The sequence below is a fragment of the Pseudomonas deceptionensis genome, from assembly GCF_900106095.1.
GTDB classification, from domain to species: Bacteria; Pseudomonadota; Gammaproteobacteria; order Pseudomonadales; family Pseudomonadaceae; genus Aquipseudomonas; species Aquipseudomonas deceptionensis.
On the sequence record NZ_FNUD01000002.1, the window covers coordinates 3,928,380 to 3,949,286 of the forward strand.

A 20,907-nucleotide genomic window follows, 5' to 3' on the forward strand; every position below is an offset into this window, starting at 1 on the left:
TCCTTAGTACAGACATTCCACGGCAATTGCCGTGGCTTCACCGCCACCGATGCAGATGGCTGCAACGCCGCGTTTTGCATGTTGCTGACGCAGTGCCGAGAGCAGCGTCACCAGAATCCGTGCCCCCGAGGCGCCGATCGGGTGGCCCAGGGCGCAGGCACCGCCGTAGATGTTGACCTTGTCGTGGGCAATATCCAGCTCGGTCATGGTGACCAGGCTGACCACCGCGAAGGCTTCATTGATCTCGAACAGATCAACCTCACCCAGGCTCCAGCCGGTCTTGCTCATCAAGCGCTTGATCGCGCCCACCGGTGCGGTCGGGAACAGCCCCGGCTCATCGGCAAATGCGGCGTGGCCATGAATGACGGCCAAGGGTTTAAGACCGCGTTTTTTTGCTTCGGATTGGCGCATCAACACCAACGCGGCCGCACCATCGGAAATCGAGCTGGAGTTGGCCGCCGTGACGGTGCCGCCTTCGCGGAACGCCGGTTTCAGGGTCGGGATCTTGGCCAGGTTGGCTTTGGGCGGTTGCTCGTCATCACTGATCAAACGTTGCTCTTTGCCAACGGTGACCTGCACCGGCACGATCTCGGCGCGAAAGCTGCCGTCCTTGATTGCCTGCTGAGCCCGGGTCAGCGAGGCCACCGCAAACGCATCCTGCGCCTCACGGCTAAAGCCGTGGAGCTGGGCACAGTCTTCGGCGAAGGTGCCCATCAAGCGCCCACGGTCGTAGGCGTCTTCAAGACCGTCGAGGAACATGTGATCCAGCACCCGGCCGTGCCCCATGCGATAGCCGCTGCGGGCGCGATCGAGTAAATACGGCGCGTTGGACATGCTCTCCATGCCCCCGGCCACCACCACATCGACGCCACCGGCCAGCAGCCGGTCGTGGGCCAGGATGGCGGCTTCCATGCCCGAGCCGCACATTTTGTTCAGCGTGGTGCAGCGGGTGCCCTTGTCCAGCCCGGCACCCAAAGCGGCCTGGCGCGCAGGCGCCTGACCGAGGCCGGCCGACAGCACGCAACCAAACAACACTTCTTCGACACCATCAGGAGCAACCCCTGCGCGCTCGACCGCGGCACGGATCGCCGCAGCGCCCAATTGCGGCGCGGTCAGGCCTTTGAAGTCACCCTGAAAGCCACCCATTGGAGTGCGCGCTGCACTCACAATCACGACCGGATCATTGGCAATTGTCATTTCACACCCCTTATTTGGCGGCCATGCGCAAGGCGCCGTCGAGACGGATCACCTCGCCATTGAGCATGCTGTTTTCAATGATATGCCGCACCAGCGACGCGTACTCGCAAGGCTTGCCCAGACGCGACGGGAACGGCACGCCGGCGGCCAGCGAATCGCGCACTTCAGGCGTCATGCCGGCCATCATCGGCGTTTCGAAAATGCCGGGTGCGATGGTCATTACCCGAATCCCGAAGCGCGCCAATTCACGGGCAGCGGGCAAGGTCAGACTGGCGATGGCGCCTTTGGAGGCCGCGTACGCAGCCTGGCCGATCTGACCATCAAATGCCGCCACAGACGCCGTGTTGATGATCACGCCGCGCTCGCCATCGGCATCGGCGCTGCTGTCGGCAATCGCCGCAGCCGCCAGTCGCAGCATGTTGAAGCTACCGATCAGGTTGACGTTGATCACCTGACTGAAGCTCTCCAGCCCGTGGGGGCCGTTTTTGCCGAGAATCTTTTCGCCGCGCACAATGCCCGCGCAATTGACGAGCCCGTTGACCTCGCCAAAGGCTGCCACCGTGGCCTCAACTGCCGCCTGCGCCGCATCCGCCTGGCTGATGTCCGCCACGGCACTGCGGGCCTGGCTGCCAAGCTTGCCCGCCTGTGCGGCCACGGCCTCGGCATTCATGTCGACCAGCATCACCCTGGCGCCTGCTGCCACCAACATCTCGGCGGTCGCTGCGCCCAGTCCCGATGCACCACCGGTGACGATAAAAACCTTGTTTTGGATTTGCATCATTGATTCCTTGGGGTCATGCCGTGACTTTGGCGTTTGCGGCCATTTCAGCCTTGGCGATTTCCTGATTGCGCAAAATAAAGCGCTGCAGCTTGCCGCTCGGGGTTTTCGGCAGTTCACTTACAAATTCGATTTCACGGGGGTAAGCATGGGCGGCCAGACGCTGGCGCACATGCAGGCGCAGGGTTTCGGCCAGTTGTGCATCCCCCAGGTACTGTGGGCTGAGCACTACAAAGGCTTTGACCAGTTCGGTACGCTCGGGGTCCGGCTTGCCCACCACAGCGGCTTCGATAACGGCAGGGTGTTCGATCAGGGCGCTTTCCACATCGAATGGCCCCACGCGGTAACCCGAAGTGGTGATCACGTCATCGCTGCGCCCGACAAAGCTGATGCTGCCGTCCGGGTTGAGCTCCACGGTGTCGCCACTCAGGTAGTAATCGCCAACGAACGCCTTGGTCTTGAAGCCCTGATAGCCGCCGAACCAGCACATCGGCGACTGGCTGCGATCGACTGCCAGAATCCCCGGTTGGCCAACAGGCAGTTCCTGATGGTTGTCATCGAGCACCACGATACGGTGGCCCGGCGAGGCAAAGCCCGCAGCGCCCATGTGCACCGGATGGTTGAGTCCATGGTGGTTGCACAGCACCATGCCGACTTCGGTCTGGCCGTAGTGGTCGTGGATGGTGACGTTGAGTTCATCGGCGAACCAGCGGATCACTTCAGGGTTCAAGGGCTCGCCGGCGCTGCTGACGGCACGCAACTGGCCTTTGACCTTGCTGGAGAACGCATCCCCGGCGGCAATCAGCATGCGGTAGGCCGTGGGTGATCCGGTGAGGTTGGTGATGCCCAGTTTCTTGATCACCCGGCAGGTGCTTTCGACCGTGAAAGGGCCATCGTAAAAGGTGATGGGATGGCCCATGGACAACGGCCCGGTGATGCCGAAATAGATCCCGTAGGCCCAGCCCGGATCGGCCAGGTTCCAGAAGGAATCCTCGGGGCGCAGATCCACCGCGTCACGGGTGTAGCTCTGGAACGCGACAATCGCCTTGAGCGGTACCAGCAGCGGCTTGGCCGGGCCCGTGGTGCCCGAGGTGAACATCAGCAGGAACGGATCTTCGCCGGTCAGCATTACCGGTTCACAGACGGCCGGGTAGTTGCCCAGCTCGGCCCAGAAGCTGAAATCACCGCGCACCAGCCCCTGACCCTTGGCGCCTGCCACCGTGACAATTGCCGGGCAGTCATTGACCTCGGTGAGTTTGGCGCGGTTTACCGCGTCCGTGACCACCAGCCTGGCGCCGGAGTTGTTGAGCCGGTGCTCGATGGCCTTGGGCCCGAACGCGGTAAACAGCGGCTGGTAGATGGCGCCAATGCGCCAGGCGGCGAAGGCAACGACCAGCAGTTCGACATCGCGTGGCAGTAAACCCGCCACCTTGTCACCGCGTTTTACGCCTTGGGCCAGCAAAAAGTTGGCAAAGCGTGCGGCCTGGTCCTGAAGCCAGGTAAAGGTGTACGTAGCGCTGCTCGCATCGCGCCCCTCCCAGAACAACGCAATTCGACCAGGCAAAGCGTGCCGGTCACAGCACTCGACACAGGCATTGACTGCCGCCAAATGGCCGTCCAGTGCGCCCGTCACCGTACGTTGGTAGTCAAAGTCAGTCATCGCGGTCAGATAGTCGCGCATCAGCAGAATCCCTCGGTCTTTATTTTTAGGATGGGAACCGTGAAAAATCCTGCTGATAATCGCCCCGGGAAGGCTCTGCAACAATGGTCAAACCGCTCAAGCTGGGTGACTGCTTTGGCCATGAACCCGCAGGCAGCGATATGGGCCGAAAGACCTTCAGCACATAAAGCTCGCAGCCTGCGGCAGCGGTTACAGGGCTTTGAGTTGCAGGTACTCCAGCACCGCCGACTGGTCGCCGGCAAAGGCGATGCGCGAACCCTTTTTCTCGCGCTGAAAGGCGTACATCGGGTCGTAGTATTCCCGCAACAACGCCTCGATCCAGACCCGGTGAAGGTCTACCGCGCCGCAACTGGCCTGCTCTTGCAACGCGGCTTCCATCACTGCTTGCAAGCGCTGATGACGCTCGCCTCCCAGGCGACGCTGGATATTTGACAGGCTTTCGAGCAAACGCTCAGAAAACAGGGTGAAGCCGTGCTCACCATTTTTGGCGGTGAATTCAGCACTCAACCCCACCACATAGTCGCGCAAAATGCGTTCAACGCGGCTTTCCAGGCTGTCTTCAAGCCAGACCATCGGTGCGTCCTGCATGCGTTGATACAACGCCAGCGGCAAGGCGCAGCTGCCGACCGTGCGGCTTTCGTCTTCCACCACAAACCGCTCGTGCCCCTTGGCACGCTTTTTCAGCAGGTCGATCGCCAGGCGGTTTTCGAAGTCGATATTCGACGGCTGCCCGGTAGCCCGCTTGCCGAAGCTTGAACCACGATGGTTGGCATGGCCTTCAAGGTCCAGGCTGTTGTCGAGCTGCACCAGCACATCGGTCTTGCCGGTGCCGGTCATCCCGCCGAGCACCATCAGGTCACACTGCGCCACGGCATCGTCAACGGTCTGAATCAGGAAGGTACGCAGCGCCTTGTAGCCGCCGGTGACTCGCGGGTAGTCAATCCCTGCTTCCTGCTTGAGCCATTGCTGGACAATTTGCGAGCGCATGCCGCCGCGAAAGCAGTACAGGCAGCCGTCGGGGTTGGCCCGGGCAAAGTCGGCCCAGGCCTGCAGCCGTTCGGCCTTGACCTGCCCCGACACCAGCTGATGCCCCAGAACCACAGCGGCCTGCTGGCCTTGCTGTTTGTAACAGGTCCCCACACGCTCACGTTCGTGGTCGGTCATCAACGGCAAGTTGACCACGCCGGGGAAGGCCCCCTTGTGAAATTCAATCGGCGCGCGGGTGTCCATCATCGGCCGATCATTGAGGAACAGATCGCGGAAGTCGGTTACGTCATGAGCCATCATGACACCTCAACCGCGTACGTCTGTCGCTCAACCAACTGACCGATCGGCTCAAGGGCAAGGCCCTGTTCGCCGGCCATTTTCAGGAACGCATCGTTACCCTCAGGGGTGACCGCCACCAGCAAGCCACCACTGGTTTGCGGGTCGCACAGCACGCGCTTGTGCAGTTCTTGCAGCGGCGACAGTTTGCTCGCGTAGCTGTCGAAGTTGCGCAAGGTGCCGCCGGGCACACAGCCCTGCTCCAGGTAGTACTCGACCGAGTCCAGGCGCGGCACTTTGGCGTATTCGATACGGGCAGTCAGATGGCTGCCGTCGGCCATTTCCACCAAGTGCCCCAATAGACCAAAACCGGTGACGTCGGTCATCGCCTTGACGCCTTCCAGCCTGGCGAAGTGACTGCCGATCTTGTTCAGCGTGCACATCCAGTCCCGTGCCACACCGATGTCTTCGGTGCGCAACTTGCCCTTCTTCTCGGCAGTGGTGAGGATGCCGATCCCCAACGGTTTGGTCAGGTACAGCAGGCAACCGGCGGTGGCCGTGTCATTGCGCTTCATGTGGCGCTTGTTGACCACGCCGGTCACGGCCAGACCGAAGATCGGCTCCGGGGTATCAATCGAGTGCCCGCCCGCCAGTGGAATACCTGCCTCGTCACACACCGCGCGGCCACCGCGAATCACTTCGCGGGCCACTTCAGGCGCCAGCAAATGCACCGGCCAGCCCAAAATCGCAATCGCCATCAACGGATCGCCGCCCATGGCGTAGATGTCACTGATGGCATTGGTGGCCGCAATCCGGCCGAAATCGTAAGGATCATCGACGATGGGCATAAAGAAGTCGGTGGTCGACACCACACCGCGTTCGTCATCCAGCGCGTAAACCGCCGCATCGTCACGTGACGCATTGCCCACCCAAAGCTTGGGATCGAGGTTTTGTGCGCCACTGCCGGCGAGGATCACTTCCAGTACCTGAGGCGAAATCTTGCACCCGCACCCCGCGCCGTGGCTGTACTGGGTCAGGCGGATCGGCTCGCTCATGGGGGCACCTCTAGTCAATGTCAAAGCGCCAGATTCTAGCAGAGCCACTGTCCACTCAGGCGTTTGCCTACAGACCACAGGGCGCAATGCCTCTAGGCAGCCCGCCCACACAGGGAAGCAGCTCGCCAAAGGGGATGACCGGCATGCTGGAAATCGACCCGCCAGTCACATATGTAGTGCCTGAAAATAATCACTACATATGTATTGACGACACGATTTTCCCCCAGCATTATGCAGACGTCTTCCCCACCGGAAGCGCTGGAAAGGGTTGTTGCAAGCATGCTCGACGAGCTGTCGGGCTGTTCCGGGATAGGTACTGCCCACAAGGCAGAATTGATGAAGCTGACCTGGCTTGATCGTCCGCGTCAAAGACGACAGAGGCTGGCGAAACGTCCTCAAGAGGCTTGTGGTTGATGCGTCATGTCACCCTGGCATCCTGGTTCACGCTGCTCTCCTTCGCTTTACGCTCTTTATGTAGTGCTTTGTTTTACGACTACATATGACGAACTCAAGACGGATCTGCTTTAGATGGACACTACGTAGCGCTGCAGGTGCAGTTGCGCGAATCAATTAGACAGATCAACGAGTGGTCAAGGAGTTAGCTATGAACCTGAATAATCAACCGACTGTTAATGAGCTGGCTCGACTGTTCGCCGCCCAGAAAGACACGCTGAACGACCACATCCTGTGGATCAATGACGCCGGTGATGTTCGCATCGATGCCGTGACATCGTGCAAGGAAGAAACCAGATTCGAGGAGGACCGCCCACAAATGCGAGCCCACCTCAAAATGTACCGCCGTGGCCAAGGCTACGTGGGCAAGAAGGCCGCCGCCGATACGGACTACATGGCGCGCGTTCTGCAAACCTTGACCCTGACCTGGGAAAAGGCGCAAACCGCGCCGGTACTGGTCAAAGTTAACAGCTACAGCTGATAACCCCTGCCCCATAAAAAACCCCGGATAATCTCCGGGGTTTTTTGCATCTCAGAAATATGATGTTTAGCGTGAGTCTCCCCAAAAAACACATCCCTCTGGCGCGGGTTAGATCGCCTGCTCCAGCTCAGGCACAGCCTCGAACAAATCCGCCACCAGGCCGTAATCGGCAACCTGGAAGATAGGTGCTTCTTCGTCCTTGTTGATCGCCACGATCACCTTGGAGTCTTTCATACCGGCCAAATGCTGGATCGCGCCGGAGATACCGACCGCGATGTACAGCTGTGGCGCCACGATTTTACCGGTCTGGCCGACCTGCATGTCGTTGGGTACGAAACCTGCGTCCACTGCGGCACGGGAGGCGCCAACGCCTGCACCCAGCTTGTCGGCCAGGGAATACAGGTATTTAAAGTTGTCGCCGTTCTGCATGCCACGACCGCCGGAAACGACGATTTTGGCTGCGGTCAGCTCAGGACGGTCCGACTTGGCCAGTACTTCGCCAACAAACGACGAAGTGCCTGCATCGTGAACGGCTACAACTGCTTCAATCGCAGCCGAACCACCCGTCGCGGCAACCGGATCGAAACCGGTAGCACGTACGGTGATCACTTTTACCGGCGCAGTGGACTGCACGGTAGCAATGGCGTTACCGGCATAGATCGGGCGCTTGAAAGTGTCAGCGCTTTCAACCGAGATGATCTCGGAGATCTGGTCCACGTCTAGCTGCGCAGCAACGCGCGGCAGGATGTTTTTGCCGTTGGAAGTGGCGCCAGCCAGGATGTGGCTGTAACCCTTGCCCAGCTCAGCGACCAGGGGAGCCACGTTTTCCGGCAGTTGATGCGCGTAAGCCGCGTTGTCAGCTACCAGCACTTTAGCCACGCCAGCGATGGTCGCGGCCGCTTCAGCTACAGCGCCAACGCCCTGGCCTGCAACCAGAACGTGGATGTCGCCACCGATTTTCGCGGCAGCGGCTACGGTGTTCAGCGTGGCCGGGGCCAGTGCTTTGCCGTCGTGTTCTGCGATTACGAGAATAGTCATGATCAAGCTCTCCAATTCAGAGCACCTTCGCTTCGTTTTTCAGTTTCTCGACCAGTTCAGCCACCGACTTGACCTTGATGCCCGCGCTGCGAGCAGCCGGTGCTTCAACTTTCAGGGTCTGGTTGGTCGACGCTGTCGAAACGCCCAACGCGTCTGGCGTCAGCACTTCAAGCGGCTTCTTCTTGGCTTTCATGATGTTTGGCAGGGACGCATAACGCGGCTCGTTCAAACGCAGGTCGGTGGTGATGATCGCCGGCAAGCTCAGCGAAACAGTTTGCGCACCGCCGTCTACTTCACGGGTCACTGCAACCTTGTCGCCTGCCACTTCAACGTTCGAAGCGAAGGTGCCCTGACCGAAACCGGTCAGCGCAGCCAGCATCTGGCCCGTCTGGTTGTTGTCGCTGTCGATGGCCTGTTTGCCCAGGATCACCAGCTGTGGCTGTTCCTTGTCGACCACTGCTTTAAGCAGCTTGGCCACGGCCAGCGAGGTCAGGTCTTCGGCGGACTCGACGAGAATGGCGCGATCTGCACCCAGTGCAAGCGCGGTGCGCAGCTGTTCCTGAGCGCTGGCCGGGCCGATGGAGACGACGACGACTTCAGTCTCAACACCCCCTTCTTTTATAGAGCGCTCTTTCAGGCGTACGGCTTCTTCCACTGCGATTTCGCAGAAGGGGTTCATCGACATCTTGACGTTGGCGAGGTCAACGCCGGAGTTGTCCGCTTTGACCCGGACTTTAACGTTGTAATCGACCACGCGCTTGATACAGGCCAGCACCTTCATTGCTTGTCCCTCGATGGGTATAGGTTCATTCGCCCAAGGCAAAAGCGAGCTTACCCCGCAGGCTGAAGCGGGCGTATCGGCCATTCGAGGTAGAGGCGGTTTAACGCGGCATGTAATCACGCTGCCAGCGCCGCGGGATTCTCAACGTCGCGAGCCCCAGCACTGCGGCAAGCCCGGCGCTGAACAGCATGGCCTTGAGCCCAAACTGCGCCTCCAGCAAAGCGCCCAATACCGCGCCCAGCAACATCCCGGTCCAGGGCACCAGTTGCACGCGCCAGCCGCTGCGCCGCTCGCCCAGTATCCAACGCCCCAGGCCCCGACCGAAACGCGACAAGGCGCCAGTCACATAGGTCAGCCCCACGGGTAAGCCATTGACCTGCTCCACCGCCGCATTGAGCATGCCCATCGCCACAATCGCGGCCAGCAACGCCGGCACTTGGGTGGCAAGCGGCAATAACGCTGCCGTGCACAACAGGCCCGCAATCACCAGCATCAGCGGCAAAGCACGGCGCCCGCCCCAACGCGCCAGTAAAACGCCGAGGGCGTTGCCGACAATAAACGCCAGCACGGCAAACAACAGGCGCACCACCAGGCGCAGGTCACCCTCACCTACCGCCACCGCAAGGCGCGTGGTGTTGCCGCTCATAAACGAAACGAAATCGCCGGTGGCCAGAAAGCCAATGGCGTCGGTCATGCCCGCCAGTACCGACAAACTGGCAACCATTGCCAGCCCCACCCGACCGCGCCAGGCGCGAACACGCACATGCACGGGATTACTCGGTTTTCTAAGGGGTGCTGGCAGCATTGAGGGAGCCTCTGTAGGGATACCTGGATAAATGAGAACAATTTTGTCATACAAAAAAGCCAACATAGACCACGGCCTATAGGATCATTCCTGATTTGGCGCACGTAAAATCGAACCAATTTTGAAATAGACGTCTAATAAACGCTTGGCTCAGGGATAAGGAGCATAGGCTGTGTGTCAATGACAAGGATCAACACACGGGCGAATTCGCTCGCTGTGCCGGGCAGGTCGGCCTTAATAGATGTAAACAGAAGAGCCCCATGACCCAGTCCGTTTGGAAAAAACCTCGACTCAAGCCCTACGCACTGGCGGCTATCCCGCTGTTACTGATTGCTGGCGCCGTCACGTTGGGCGTACACGCAGAAAAAGTCTTTGCCCAGCCGGTAGACGGCGTGCAGACCCTGGTGTTTTTGCGCCATGCCGAAAAACCCGCCGACGGCCTTGGCCAGCTTACTTGCCAGGGACTGAACCGGGCGATTGATTTGGCTACCCTGCTGCCACAACGCTACGGCAAGGCCAACTACGTATTTGCCGCCAACCCGTCACGCCAGGTCGAAGAAGGCGCCGATGATGACGCCTACAGCTACGTACGACCGCTGATGACCATCAACCCCAGCGCCATCAAACTGGGCTTGCCGATCAACCTGGAGTACTCGGCCAATGACACCCGCGCACTGGCCAATGAGTTGACCGATGACAAGTATCACAACGCAACGATCTACACCGCCTGGTCCAACGGCTATTTGCCTGAACTGATTAACAGCGTAGCCAGCAAGGCGCTGGGCAAGAAGACCTCGCTGACCGAAGACTGGCCGGGCAATGACTTTGATTCGCTGCACGTGCTGACCCTGACCTGGAAAGACGGCAAGGCCACCCTGCTCAGCCGCGTCGACAAACAAGGCCTCGACAACGGCGTCCACGCCTGCCCGACTTGACCGCTTGCAGCCGCGTAACGGCTCACCGTTTGAGTTTTTCAGCATAAACCCCGACTATCCGCCGCACTCTCGACAAAAAACGCTGTCAGATGCAGCAACTGCGTTTAAGCGCCGGCAATCCAATCAAGCCCTGCGCGAGCAATAACTACTTGCCTACAGCTCAAGGTACATGCATGAAGATCAGCGTTATCGGTTTACCCTTGCTTATGGTAGCCCTGCTAGGACTGGCGGGCTGCGCGACCCCGAGCGTTGTAACCTTGCAAAACGGCACGCAGTACCTGACCAAAGACCTGCCAAATACCACAAACAAAGACGGCCTTTATGAGTTCGTCGACATCGCCGGCAAGCGTGTGCAGGTCAAGGCCGCCGATGTGGCGACCATCAAGTCGGATTGAAGGGTTAGTTCAACGCGTCCAGCAACCGGTAATAGCTGATCCCCGCTGCCACATACAATCGCTGCAGGCTGTGGAAGGGGATTTGGCGAATCGGTGTGACCGGGAACGGGAAATCATCGCTGGCTCCCGAAATACGGGCCGCCAGGTGTTTGCCAAGTGTGCTGGACATCGCAATGCCGCGCCCGTTGTACCCCATCAAGATTGACAGGCCCGGTTGCGGCTCGTGCAATTGCGGCATCACGCTGTGGTTCAACGCCACACGACCGCTCCAGCGATATTCAATCGCCACACCCGCCAACTGCGGAAACACGCTGACCAGCGAGCGCTCCAGATGCGCCCAGTCTTCGGCCCGGCCCGGCTCGGCGAAAGGCCCTCGCCCGCCCAGCAGCACACGCCCCTGAGCATCCTGTTTGAAGTACAGGAGCAAACGCCGGGCATCCGAACACACTTCCCCACCCGGCAAAATGGTTTTGCGCAGCTCTGGCGAAAGCGGTCGGGTCGCAATCATGAAACTGTTGGCCGCCAGCACGGTTTGCCGCAGCCCTGGCCACAAACCGTCGGTATAACCATTGGTGGCCAGCACCACCCGCTCGGCCGTCACACAGTGCCCCTGGGCAGTGGTCAGTTGCCATTGCGGGCCGATCCGGCGCAAGTCCGTCACCCGGGTGTCGCTGTGGATCGTGACCCCTCGGCCCAACGCCGATCGGGCCAGGCCACGCGCATAATTGAGCGGATGCAAACTGCCGGCACGCGGGTCAACCCAGCCACCGACATAGTTCCGGGTCCCGATACGCTGGCAGACCTGGTCGCTGTCCAGCAACTGTGCGGCCACGCCACGCTGTTGCCATTGCCTGGCACGGTGCTCCAGGGTCTTCATCGTGCTGCTGGAGTAGGCCGGCTGGATCCAGCCTTTGCGCGTTGCATCGCAAGCAATGCCGTATTCGCGAATCAACGAAAACACTTCGTCCGCCGCCCCGCCGCACGCCTGGATGATCTTCTCGCCGCGGTCCGCACCAAAGCGTTCGATCAACTGATCCGGGTCGTACTTGAGCCCGGGGATCACCTGCCCGCCGTTACGACCCGATGCGCCCCAACCGGGTTCTCCCGCATCCAGCACACACACGCTGACCCCCGACTCCGCCAGCCGTAGCGCTGTCACCAGCCCGGTATAACCGGCGCCGACAATCGCCACGTCGGCGTGCCTGTTTTCCCTGAGCGGTTGTGTCAGCGCACCGGGGCGGGCCGTGGCTGACCAGAGTGATGGCGGCAGTTTCAAGGTTGACGAAGATTTCATGTACGCCTCCGTAGCGCAAAACGACCTTCCAGACGGCGCAAGCCATACGACAACGGCAAACTCATCGACAGATAGAGCAACGCCACCAAGGTGTAGACCGTCATGTTTTCAAAGGTCGAAGACGCTATGAGCTGCCCTTGTCGGGTCATCTCGGCCACGGTGATGGTGGACACCAGCGACGAGTCCTTGAGCATCATCACCAGCGTATTGCCATAGGGCGGCAAGGCAATGCGAAACGCCTGGGGCAATACGATCCGGCGCATGATCAACAGGCCGCGCATGCCGAACGACTCGGCAGCCTCGATCTGACCGAGGTCGATGGCTTGAATCCCGGCGCGGAAGTTCTCGGCCTGATAGGCCGAGTAGGCGATCCCAAGACCGACCACGCCAGCCTGCATGGCGCTGAGCTGGATGCCGAAGTCGGGCAATACGAAATAGATATAGAAAAGCTGCACGATGATCGGCAGGCCGCGAATCACATTGACCACGCCAATGGCGAACAATGCGACGGCGCGAATCCTGGAAACCATCATCAGCGCGAACAACAGGCCAATCACTGAGCTGAGCACGAACGAGCCCGCCGTGACCTGCACGGTGACCACTGCTCCCTTGAGCAGAATCGGAAGAAAATCCAACGCGTCCTGGAGAAACATAAACTACCTGCGCAACGCTACAAGAAGTGGCCCGCCGCAACGCGGGGGCCACAGGGTCATCAGTTCAGCTGCCACTTCTCGATGATGCGTTGCAGAGAGCCGTCAGCCTTGATCGCTGCGATGCCCTTGTTGACCTGCGCCAGCTTTTCGGCGTCGCCCTGACGCATGACCAGGCATACATCGCCCATCACCACCGGCACGTAGGTGCTCGACAGTTTCACGTCCGGGTTTTTGCCCTGGGCCAACTGGTAGGCGATGATCGGGCGATCACCAAAGGCGGCCTTGATGCGACCCAGCTTCAGGTCGCGCATCAGGTCGGGGATGGAGTCGTAGCTGCGCACTTCCTTGAAGCCGCCGTGCTTGTTCAGCGCATCGAGGAACACTGTACCCACCTGGGCACCGACCACTTCACCGGCCAGGTCATCCATGGTCTTGTATTCTTTTTGATCGTCAGCTTTAACGATCAGGCCTTCGCCGTAGCTGAAAATCGGATCGGAATACTGCACAACCTTTTCACGCTCAGGGGTTTTGAGCATGGCGGCGGAAATCAGGTCGATCTTGTTGGTGGTCAGCGAGGGAATCAGTGCAGCAAACGTGGTTTGCTGGATTTCGGTATCAAACCCTCCGGCTTTGCCGACGGCTTCGGCCGCGTCGACCATCATGCCCTGGATTTTGCCGCTCTTGATGTCGAGGAAGGTGAACGGGATACCCGTTGCGGTCGCACCGACCTTATAGACAGGCTCTGCAACGGCGCTGGCAGATCCAATCAATCCGGCAGCCATTGCGCATACGAGCGTCAGTACTTGAAAAGGTTTTTGCATAGCGAATCTCCCTGTGGTCGCTTTTATTGTTCCAATGCGGCACTCAACATCGCTTGCACTCTCTGGTACAAAATGCCGGCATCGACTATAACCAATTTACTTAAATCGTAAAGAGATTTATAGATATCGCATATCGATATCTATGTACCTGAAAAATGCCAAGGATGCGCCATGAGCGATAGCAACAACCCTCTTTTCAACCAGTCACTGGAAAAGGGCCTGGCCGTACTTCGTGGCTTTGGAGCAGCGCGGCGCACCATGACGCTGGCCGACATTGCGCTGGAGGCAGGCATCAGCAAAAGCTCGGCCCAGCGCATGGTGCATACCCTTGAGGAGCTGGGCTACATACGCAAGCACACTCAAAGCCGCCGCTTCCAGCTAACCCCCAAGGTGATGGAAATCGGCTACAACTATCTGGCTGCCGACATTCTGGTCGATGTGGCCAACCCCTACCTGGCCGAGCTCAACCAGATCACCGGTGAGACCATCAACCTGACAGAGCCCGACGGGCTGGACATGGTTTATGTCTCGCGCTTTGTGGCGCCAAAATTCATCCCGATCCATATGCCCATTGGCAGCCGCATCCCCATGTACTGCACCGGCGCCGGTCGGGCGTACCTGAGCGGCCTGGGGGATGACGAAGTGCACAGGCTGCTTGCAAGCAGCAAGCGGGTTGAGCTGACCCGGCACACACTGACCGATACGGCGGCCATCTTCGACCGCGTGCTGACTTGCCGAAAACTGGGATATGCCACCAACCAGGAAGAGATGTTCCTTGGCGACATGACCCTGGCCGCACCCATTTTCAACAGTAACGGCGTGCCGGTAGCGGCCGTGCATGTAGTGGTGCCCACCAGCCGCTGGACCCTGCAGGATGCCGAAGACAAGATGGCCTCCTCGGTGATCCAGTGCGCCCGGGCGATCAGCAATTCGATCAGGACGCTGTAGTGTGCAATCGCTGAGGAGCGCAGCGAGGCTGCGATAACGTCGCAGCCCATCGCAGCCTCGCTGCGCTCCTCGGCGACTACGGTTATCATGCCGCGCTATTCCCCTGCGTTCGGTAACTCTTTATGTCCAGTATCTCCCCAGCCACGCCCACCAGAGGCTGGTCATTCTGGTGGAAGCCTTTGCTGTTTCTGCTGGTAGCCGGTATTGGCCTGTACTACGTCAAGTGGTCGCCCTACTACTTCAAGGCCTTTGTCGCGGCCGACAACCACAGCATCGGCGCTTCGATCCTCAACGATAACCAGGGCGAACCCGTCGCTGCCGCACTGGCCTATGCCAAGGTGTACTTCCTGGCGATCTGGAAAGCGGCCGTGCTGGCGGTCATTCTCGGCTCGCTGATCCAGGTCCTGATCCCCCGTGACTGGCTGCTGCGCCTGTTCGGCAAGGCCGGTCTGGGCTCGACCCTGCGCGGCGGCCTGTTCGCCTTGCCAGGCATGATGTGCACCTGCTGCGCAGCCCCTGTGGCCGCTGGCATGCGTCGGCAAAAAGTCTCGGTCGGCGCCGCACTCGCCTTCTGGATCGCCAACCCTGTCCTTAACCCCGCGACGCTGGTGTTCATGGGCTTTGTGCTGGGCTGGGGCTTCAGTGCGCTGCGCCTGGTGGCGGGCATCGTGCTGGTGGTGGGGGTCTCGTTGATCGCGCAACGCATCTCGCGCCCTGAAAGCATCCCCGAGGCCGCACTGGATGCGGTGTCGCAAGCCAGCCTGGTTGATGAGCAGAACTTCTTCAGCCGCTGGGGCCGCACCTTGTGGCAGCTGTTCTGGAACACCATTCCGGTCTATCTGCTGGCGGTGCTGTTGCTGGGCGCGGCACGTGTGTGGCTGTTCCCCCATGTAGACGGCGCCATGAGCGACAGCCTGATGTGGCTGGTGCCGCTGGCCATTATCGGCACCCTGTTCGTAATCCCGACGGCGGCAGAAATCCCGATTGTGCAAACCATGATGGCCCTGGGCATGGGCACCGCCCCTGCCGTGGCGCTGCTGATGACCTTGCCGAGCGTGAGCCTGCCGTCGCTGTTGATGCTGCGCAAGGACTTCGACGCCCGCGTGCTGGTCAGCGTGGCACTGATGACCATGCTGGTCGGTGTGCTGAGCGGGCTGGTGGGGATGTGGTTGCTCTGACAGTCACCGCAACCCGGTGATTCAGCTGCTGCCCAGAATCAGGCTGCGATAGTGCCCCGGGTTGGTCCCTGACCACTTGCGGAAGGCCTTGTAAAACGAGCTGGTGTCGGCAAAGCCCAGGCGCAGGGCGATGTCGGCAAAGCTGTGGTCGGGTTCGGCCAGCCAGGCAATCGCCAGCTCCTTGCGCACACCGTCCTTGAGACCTTGAAAGGTTTGCCCTTCGTCCGCCAGACGACGGCGCAAGGTCGACGCCGACATGCACAGGCTCTGCGCCATGCCCGGGGTCTCAGGCCACTGTTCGGCAGGCTGCAGGCGCAGCGCCTGCTTGATTTGGCTGGCCAGGCTTTGCGGGTCGCGGTACTTGACCAGGATATTGGCCGGCGCCTCGGCCAGAAACCGCTTCAGCTCCTGGGCGTTGCGCCTGATCGGCGCATCCAGGCAGTCGGCCGCGAAAATCATCCGCGTGCGGGGCCGGTCAAAGCGCAGGTTCTCGGAGAACATCACCTCGTAGTCTTCGCAGTAATCGGGCGTCGCACAGCGCAACTCTATCGCCAGAATCGGGATCCGCCGCCCGGCCAGCCAGCAGGCCACACCGTGCACGATCATCCAGTAGGTGAAGTAGGTGAAGCCACGGCCCGGATTCGAGTCAGGCTCCTGCAAGACAATTTCCGCCAGGCTTTGCTGGCGCACCAGCCGCGCCGGCAAGCGCTCCAACATCAACGACAGGAACCCCAGCACCACCTCAAGCCCCTGGGCCAGAGTCGGCTGGGCCATGGCCGTTCGACACATGAATTCCAGGCTGCCGGAGCGCAACTTGCGCGGGTCCATGCCGAAAAACTCGTCATCCAGACGCCGCGCCAACAGCCGCCACATCCGCGCATAGACCAATGCAGGCACACGGGCATCCGGCTGATCGAGCAGCGCGGGGGCAATGCCGACCTTGTGCAGCACTTCGTCCGTGGCGCTACCCGGCGCACAGCTCTGCAACAGAGCCTCGCGCACCAGATAAATGGAGATGGTGTCCTTGTTCAGCATGGCCCCTGATCCAAATCCGATGTCCGTTAGATGTCGGCCATCTTAAGCAGCGCAGATCAAAAAGCCAGTAGTACCTTAGGCGTGTACGGGCGTCGCCACCGACGGTGGCGCCAAACGCTTGGCCAGCAACCCGGCAAACGCCACCACTGGCACCAACGCAGTGGCCAGGGCCAGCCACAACAGCCCGGCCACCACCCCAGATCGCAGCCTCGCGCAGCCCGTCAGCGGCTACATAAATCCTCCCGTAATTGCCCCGCAACAGCGTCTCTAAAAAGTGGGCGAACTCTCATCTAAAACCCGTGCTAGAGCGGTCAATTAAGGTTCAGTTAAGTTTCGGGCGCTAACGTGACCGACGAGTCACAAATGACTCGCATTAGCTATTCCCCTGCTCCACCACAGAGGATGAACGATGGATAACAAGGTGACACAGCTCTCGGCTGCAGCGACTGCCCCTCCTGAAACGGAACATGCTGGCGCAGCACTGCAGCTCATTGTTAAAGGTTTTCTGCACTTCCATCGCGAGGTCTTTCCGCAACAGAAAGAGCTCTTCAAAAAACTGGCCACAGCTCAACGCCCAAGGGCGATGTTTATCGCCTGCGCCGACTCTAGAATCGTCCCCGAATTGATTACCCAAAGTGCTCCTGGGGATTTGTTCGTCACCCGTAACGTCGGCAACGTCGTACCGCCTTACGGCGAGATGAATGGCGGGGTCAGCACGGCGATCGAGTACGCCAACCTGGCGCTGGGCGTACAGCACATCATCGTGTGCGGGCACTCCGACTGTGGCGCGATGCGCGCAGTGCTTAACCCGCTCAGCCTGGAAAAAATGCCCGCAGTCAAAGCCTGGCTGCGCCATGCCGAAGTGGCCAAGAGCATGGTTCAGGAGAACTGTGCGTGCGTCAATGAAGCTGAAGGCATGCATGTGCTCACCGAAGAAAACGTGATAGCTCAGTTACAGCACCTGCGTACTCACCCCTCAGTCGCTTCGCGCATGGCCAGCGGCCAGTTGTTTATCCATGGCTGGGTCTACAACATTGAAACCAGCCAAATCAAAGCCTACGACGCAGAATCAGGCTGCTTCCTGCCACTGGACAATCTCCAGGCAATCCCTTGTGCGACACCTAAAGCGCGCTTCTAAACACATCCCAACGAGGTAGCGGTGGCGGCCGAGCATGACGCCAGGCCTTGCCACGCCCCAAGAATCCCCTAGGGAGAATCATCATGCGTGCTGCGCAATTAAAAGCAGTATTGCCACGGGAGCTATTGGCCTCTGTGGTTGTGTTTCTGGTCGCCCTGCCCTTGTGCATGGGCATCGCCATCGCCTCCGGGATGCCACCGGCCAAAGGCTTGATCACCGGCATTATCGGCGGTCTGGTCGTAGGCTGGCTGGCGGGATCGCCGCTACAAGTCAGTGGCCCGGCAGCCGGTCTGGCCGTGCTGGTCTTCGAAGTGGTGCGCCAGCATGGTATGGCCATGCTGGGGCCGATCCTGCTCCTGGCAGGTTTTTTACAACTGGTGGCCGGACGTTTGCGTTTGGGCTGCTGGTTCCGCGTTACTGCCCCGGCAGTGGTCTACGGCATGCTTGCCGGGATCGGGGTGCTGATTGTGCTGTCGCAAATACATGTGATGCTCGACGGCGCCCCGAAACCCTCAGGCCTTGATAACCTTGCAGGCTTCCCGCAGGCAGTGGCACAAGCCATTCCAACCCTTGGCTGGCAGGCAGGCCTGCTGGGCCTGGCAACCATTGTGGTGATGTGGTCGTGGGATAAATTACGACCGCAAAAGCTGCGCTTTGTCCCCGGCGCCCTGCTCGGTGTGGGCTTGACCACGGCGGTCAGCTTGATCATGGCGTTGCAGGTCAAGCGCGTCGAAGTTCCGGAAAATCTGGCGGATGCCATCGACTGGCTTCGCCCGGCCGATCTGCTGAACTTTGCCGATCCCAATCTGTTGATCGCAGCGTTTGCGGTGGCCTTTATCGCCAGCGCAGAAACCTTGCTGTCCGCAGCGGCTGTTGACCGCATGCACAACGGCCAGCGCTCCGACTTTGACAAGGAACTGACGGCCCAAGGGGTCGGCAACATGCTCTGTGGCGTGCTGGGTGCACTGCCAATGACCGGCGTGATCGTGCGCAGTTCGGCCAATGTTCAGGCAGGCGCCACCACCCGGCTTTCGGCAATGTTCCATGGCCTTTGGCTGCTTGCTTTTGTGCTGTTGCTGTCCAGTGTGCTGCAAAGCATTCCGGTGGCGAGCCTGGCGGGTGTGCTGGTGTATACCGGGATCAAACTGGTGGACATCAAGGCTTTTCGCGGCCTGGCACGCTATGGCCGCATGCCGATGCTGACCTATGCGGCGACCGCCCTGTCAATCATCTTCACTGACTTGCTGACCGGGGTACTGCTGGGTTTCGGCCTGACCCTGGCCAATCTGGCGTGGAATGCAGCACGCCTGAAAATCAGCCTGATTGATCTGCCCCAAAGCGGCGAAATGGAGTTGCGGCTCAATGGCTCGGCGACCTTCCTCAAAGTACCGGCATTGACTCAGGTCCTGGCTCGCGTACCGGCCGGCAGCATCGTGCATGTACCCCTCAACAACCTGAGCTATATCGATCACTCCTGCCTGGAGTTGTTTGAAGAATGGGGACGGGCCAATGCTGCCAAGGGCTCGAAGCTGATCATTGAACCTCAGGGGTTGAAACGACGCCTGGAAGGCCGACTGCGCACCACCCGCGGCCTGGGGTCAGCCACCGCCTGAAATCAACCGCCGGGGATGCCCCGGATGGTTCCCGTCCACTTTCGAAAGGCTTTGTAAAACGAGCGAGTGTCGGCAAAGCCCGGTTGCTGGGCTATGTCGGCATGGCTGTGGTCGGGCTCGGCCAGCCAGCCAGCAGGCACTGCCTGCACGATCTTCCTGTACCTCAGGCGTGTACGGGCGTCACCACCGACGGTGCCGCCAAACGCTTGGCCAGCAACCCGGCAAACGCCACCACCGGCACCACCGCAGTGGCCAGGGCCAGCCACAACAACCCGGCAAACCCGTCCGCCACCAGTTGCCCCGCCAGTGCCGGCCCCACCATCGAGCTCAGGGCAAACGCCGCCGGGATCAGCATGATCGAGCGACCGCTCGGGTCCAGACGGGCAACGGCGGCCGTCTGGTAAATGCAGCCCCAGCAGAAACCCACTTCCCAAATCCAGGCACCCAGCGCGTACATCACAAAACCTTGTGCGTAGGCCAGTAACAGCAAGCCAGTGCCGATCACTGCCAGCACCAACAGGTGCGGCCAGCGTGAACCGAGGCGGTCGCCTATCAGGGCCAGCGCCAGCGCCGCACCGCCGCCGAGCAGTTTAAGCACCGCGAACACCACGCCCATCTGCCCCGGCGCCACCTCCAGGCCATGCCCCAGACGCTCAAGAAATGCCCACAGGCCAATCTGCCCGGCGCCAAATACAAAGAAAAATCCCAGTGCCCAATACGCCGGCACCGGGAAGCGAAAGCGGCCTTGAAGGGAGCTCTCTTCAGCCAAACCGGTCTGTACCGAGAAGTCACTGCGCCGCGGCAACGCGAAGGCGCTCAGGCTCAGCAACAGAATCATTGCCGCCAATACCCGTGCGGCTCCGGCGTAATGAAAATGGCTGATCACCAGCGATGGCAACACAAACAGCACCAGCGCCACCAGGCCAAGCTCAATGCCCTGACGGATGCCAAACGCCCGCTCCTTGTTGGGCATTTCGGCCATGATCCGCAACCCGAGGCAGGTCATCAATGCAGCAAAAAAACCGATCAAAGCCCACAGCGGCAATTGCGCCGGCGCCGGTAATTGTGACGAGGCCAGCAACGCCAGCGCCGCACCCAGCGCGCAACCGAATGTCAGGACACGCCAGTTGCAGCGGTCAATAAAGCCCACCGCAACCAGCGTTCCCACCAGGTAGCCACTGAAACACACAGAGCCCAACAGACCGATTTGCGACGGTGCAAAGCTGAAACTGTCCGCCAGCGCCCCCAGCAAAATGGGCAATGTATTGAAGGGCAAACCGCCGATGGTCGACGCCAGGCTTGCCGCCAACATAAAGGTCAGCGTTTTACGTGGATTCAGCATCATCGGCAGTGCCCTTCACGGAG

20 protein-coding genes and 1 pseudogene are annotated in these 20,907 nt (G+C 60.3%); 7 read left to right on the plus strand and 14 right to left on the minus strand.

Annotation, left to right across the window (positions count from 1 at the left end; genetic code table 11):
- Positions 1–3: 3 nt before the first annotated feature.
- The 5 genes from BLW11_RS18040 to selD form a co-directional block, all read right to left on the minus strand.
- Entirely contained in the window at positions 4–1,197 is a 1,194-nt protein-coding gene (locus BLW11_RS18040) for an acetyl-CoA C-acyltransferase (RefSeq protein WP_048361477.1), read from the minus strand.
- 10 nt (positions 1,198–1,207) lie between these two features.
- Positions 1,208–1,975, minus strand: a complete 768-nt coding sequence (locus BLW11_RS18045) for an SDR family NAD(P)-dependent oxidoreductase (RefSeq protein WP_048361476.1) — start codon at positions 1,973–1,975, stop codon at positions 1,208–1,210.
- Positions 1,976–1,991: 16 nt separating this feature from the next.
- A complete protein-coding gene (locus BLW11_RS18050) occupies positions 1,992–3,656 on the minus strand; it encodes an AMP-binding protein (protein ID WP_048361475.1) in 1,665 nt (554 codons plus the stop codon).
- A gap of 189 nt (positions 3,657–3,845) precedes the next feature.
- A complete protein-coding gene (mnmH, locus tag BLW11_RS18055) occupies positions 3,846–4,940 on the minus strand; it encodes a tRNA 2-selenouridine(34) synthase MnmH (protein WP_048361807.1) in 1,095 nt (364 codons plus the stop codon).
- Entirely contained in the window at positions 4,940–5,974 is a 1,035-nt protein-coding gene (gene selD, locus BLW11_RS18060) for a selenide, water dikinase SelD (RefSeq protein ID WP_048361474.1), read from the minus strand. Before selD ends, mnmH begins: the two co-directional genes overlap by 1 nt.
- Positions 5,975–6,578: 604 nt before the next feature.
- On the opposite strand from selD, the gene BLW11_RS18065 reads away from it, so the two are divergent.
- A complete protein-coding gene (locus BLW11_RS18065) occupies positions 6,579–6,908 on the plus strand; it encodes a hypothetical protein (RefSeq protein ID WP_048361473.1) in 330 nt (109 codons plus the stop codon).
- A gap of 108 nt (positions 6,909–7,016) precedes the next feature.
- On the opposite strand, the gene BLW11_RS18070 is transcribed toward BLW11_RS18065, so the two are convergent.
- The 3 genes from BLW11_RS18070 to BLW11_RS18080 form a co-directional block, all read right to left on the minus strand.
- The gene (locus BLW11_RS18070; protein ID WP_074836947.1) at positions 7,017–7,946 is read right to left on the minus strand and encodes an electron transfer flavoprotein subunit alpha/FixB family protein; all 930 of its coding nucleotides are present in this window, start codon (positions 7,944–7,946) and stop codon (positions 7,017–7,019) included.
- A gap of 16 nt (positions 7,947–7,962) precedes the next feature.
- On the minus strand, positions 7,963–8,727 hold the full coding sequence (locus BLW11_RS18075; RefSeq protein ID WP_074836867.1) for an electron transfer flavoprotein subunit beta/FixA family protein: 765 nt from the start codon (positions 8,725–8,727) through the stop codon (positions 7,963–7,965).
- 100 nt (positions 8,728–8,827) lie between these two features.
- Positions 8,828–9,532: a YoaK family protein gene (locus BLW11_RS18080; RefSeq protein WP_048361054.1), complete on the minus strand. Its 705-nt coding sequence runs from the start codon at positions 9,530–9,532 to the stop codon at positions 8,828–8,830.
- Positions 9,533–9,792: 260 nt separating this feature from the next.
- Between BLW11_RS18080 and BLW11_RS18085 the strand changes: the two genes are divergently transcribed.
- Together BLW11_RS18085 and BLW11_RS18090 are read left to right on the plus strand one after the other, a co-directional pair.
- On the plus strand, positions 9,793–10,467 hold the full coding sequence (locus tag BLW11_RS18085) for a GTP-binding protein (protein ID WP_048361053.1): 675 nt from the start codon (positions 9,793–9,795) through the stop codon (positions 10,465–10,467).
- A 173-nt stretch (positions 10,468–10,640) separates the two neighbouring features.
- A complete protein-coding gene (locus BLW11_RS18090) occupies positions 10,641–10,862 on the plus strand; it encodes a YgdI/YgdR family lipoprotein (protein ID WP_048361052.1) in 222 nt (73 codons plus the stop codon).
- Between the two features lie 4 nt (positions 10,863–10,866).
- On the opposite strand, the gene BLW11_RS18095 is transcribed toward BLW11_RS18090, so the two are convergent.
- From BLW11_RS18095 to BLW11_RS18105, 3 genes are read right to left on the minus strand one after another with little or no spacing between them, the layout of a single operon-like run.
- The gene (locus BLW11_RS18095) at positions 10,867–12,156 is read right to left on the minus strand and encodes an NAD(P)/FAD-dependent oxidoreductase (protein WP_048361051.1); all 1,290 of its coding nucleotides are present in this window, start codon (positions 12,154–12,156) and stop codon (positions 10,867–10,869) included.
- Complete coding sequence (locus tag BLW11_RS18100; RefSeq protein ID WP_048361050.1) at positions 12,153–12,809, minus strand: amino acid ABC transporter permease; 657 nt, start codon at positions 12,807–12,809, stop codon at positions 12,153–12,155. Before BLW11_RS18100 ends, BLW11_RS18095 begins: the two co-directional genes overlap by 4 nt.
- A 59-nt stretch (positions 12,810–12,868) precedes the next feature.
- Positions 12,869–13,630: an ABC transporter substrate-binding protein gene (locus BLW11_RS18105; protein WP_048361049.1), complete on the minus strand. Its 762-nt coding sequence runs from the start codon at positions 13,628–13,630 to the stop codon at positions 12,869–12,871.
- Between the two features lie 171 nt (positions 13,631–13,801).
- Here BLW11_RS18105 and BLW11_RS18110 point away from each other — a divergent pair, with 171 nt between their 5' ends.
- Both BLW11_RS18110 and BLW11_RS18115 read left to right on the plus strand, forming a co-directional pair.
- Entirely contained in the window at positions 13,802–14,578 is a 777-nt protein-coding gene (locus tag BLW11_RS18110; protein ID WP_048361048.1) for an IclR family transcriptional regulator, read from the plus strand.
- Positions 14,579–14,700: 122 nt separating this feature from the next.
- Positions 14,701–15,756 carry a permease gene (locus BLW11_RS18115; RefSeq protein ID WP_048361047.1) on the plus strand — a complete coding sequence of 352 codons (1,056 nt, stop codon included), beginning with the start codon at positions 14,701–14,703 and terminating at the stop codon, positions 15,754–15,756.
- Positions 15,757–15,777: 21 nt separating this feature from the next.
- On the opposite strand, the gene BLW11_RS18120 is transcribed toward BLW11_RS18115, so the two are convergent.
- Positions 15,778–16,791: an AraC family transcriptional regulator gene (locus BLW11_RS18120; RefSeq protein ID WP_048361046.1), complete on the minus strand. Its 1,014-nt coding sequence runs from the start codon at positions 16,789–16,791 to the stop codon at positions 15,778–15,780.
- Between the two features lie 409 nt (positions 16,792–17,200).
- Between BLW11_RS18120 and BLW11_RS18125 the strand changes: the two genes are divergently transcribed.
- Both BLW11_RS18125 and BLW11_RS18130 read left to right on the plus strand, forming a co-directional pair.
- A complete protein-coding gene (locus BLW11_RS18125; protein ID WP_048361045.1) occupies positions 17,201–17,929 on the plus strand; it encodes a carbonic anhydrase in 729 nt (242 codons plus the stop codon).
- Positions 17,930–18,012: 83 nt separating this feature from the next.
- Positions 18,013–19,542 (plus strand): SulP family inorganic anion transporter, encoded by a 1,530-nt coding sequence (locus BLW11_RS18130; protein WP_048361044.1) that lies wholly within the window; start codon positions 18,013–18,015, stop codon positions 19,540–19,542.
- On the opposite strand, the pseudogene BLW11_RS23890 reads toward BLW11_RS18130, so the two are convergent.
- Together BLW11_RS23890 and BLW11_RS18135 are read right to left on the minus strand one after the other, a co-directional pair.
- Positions 19,528–19,670: pseudogene (locus tag BLW11_RS23890) on the minus strand (helix-turn-helix domain-containing protein); the annotation flags it as partial. The gene BLW11_RS18130 and the pseudogene BLW11_RS23890 overlap by 15 nt on opposite strands.
- Before the next feature lie 35 nt (positions 19,671–19,705).
- A complete protein-coding gene (locus BLW11_RS18135) occupies positions 19,706–20,887 on the minus strand; it encodes an MFS transporter (protein ID WP_048361043.1) in 1,182 nt (393 codons plus the stop codon).
- Positions 20,888–20,907: the final 20 nt, after the last annotated feature.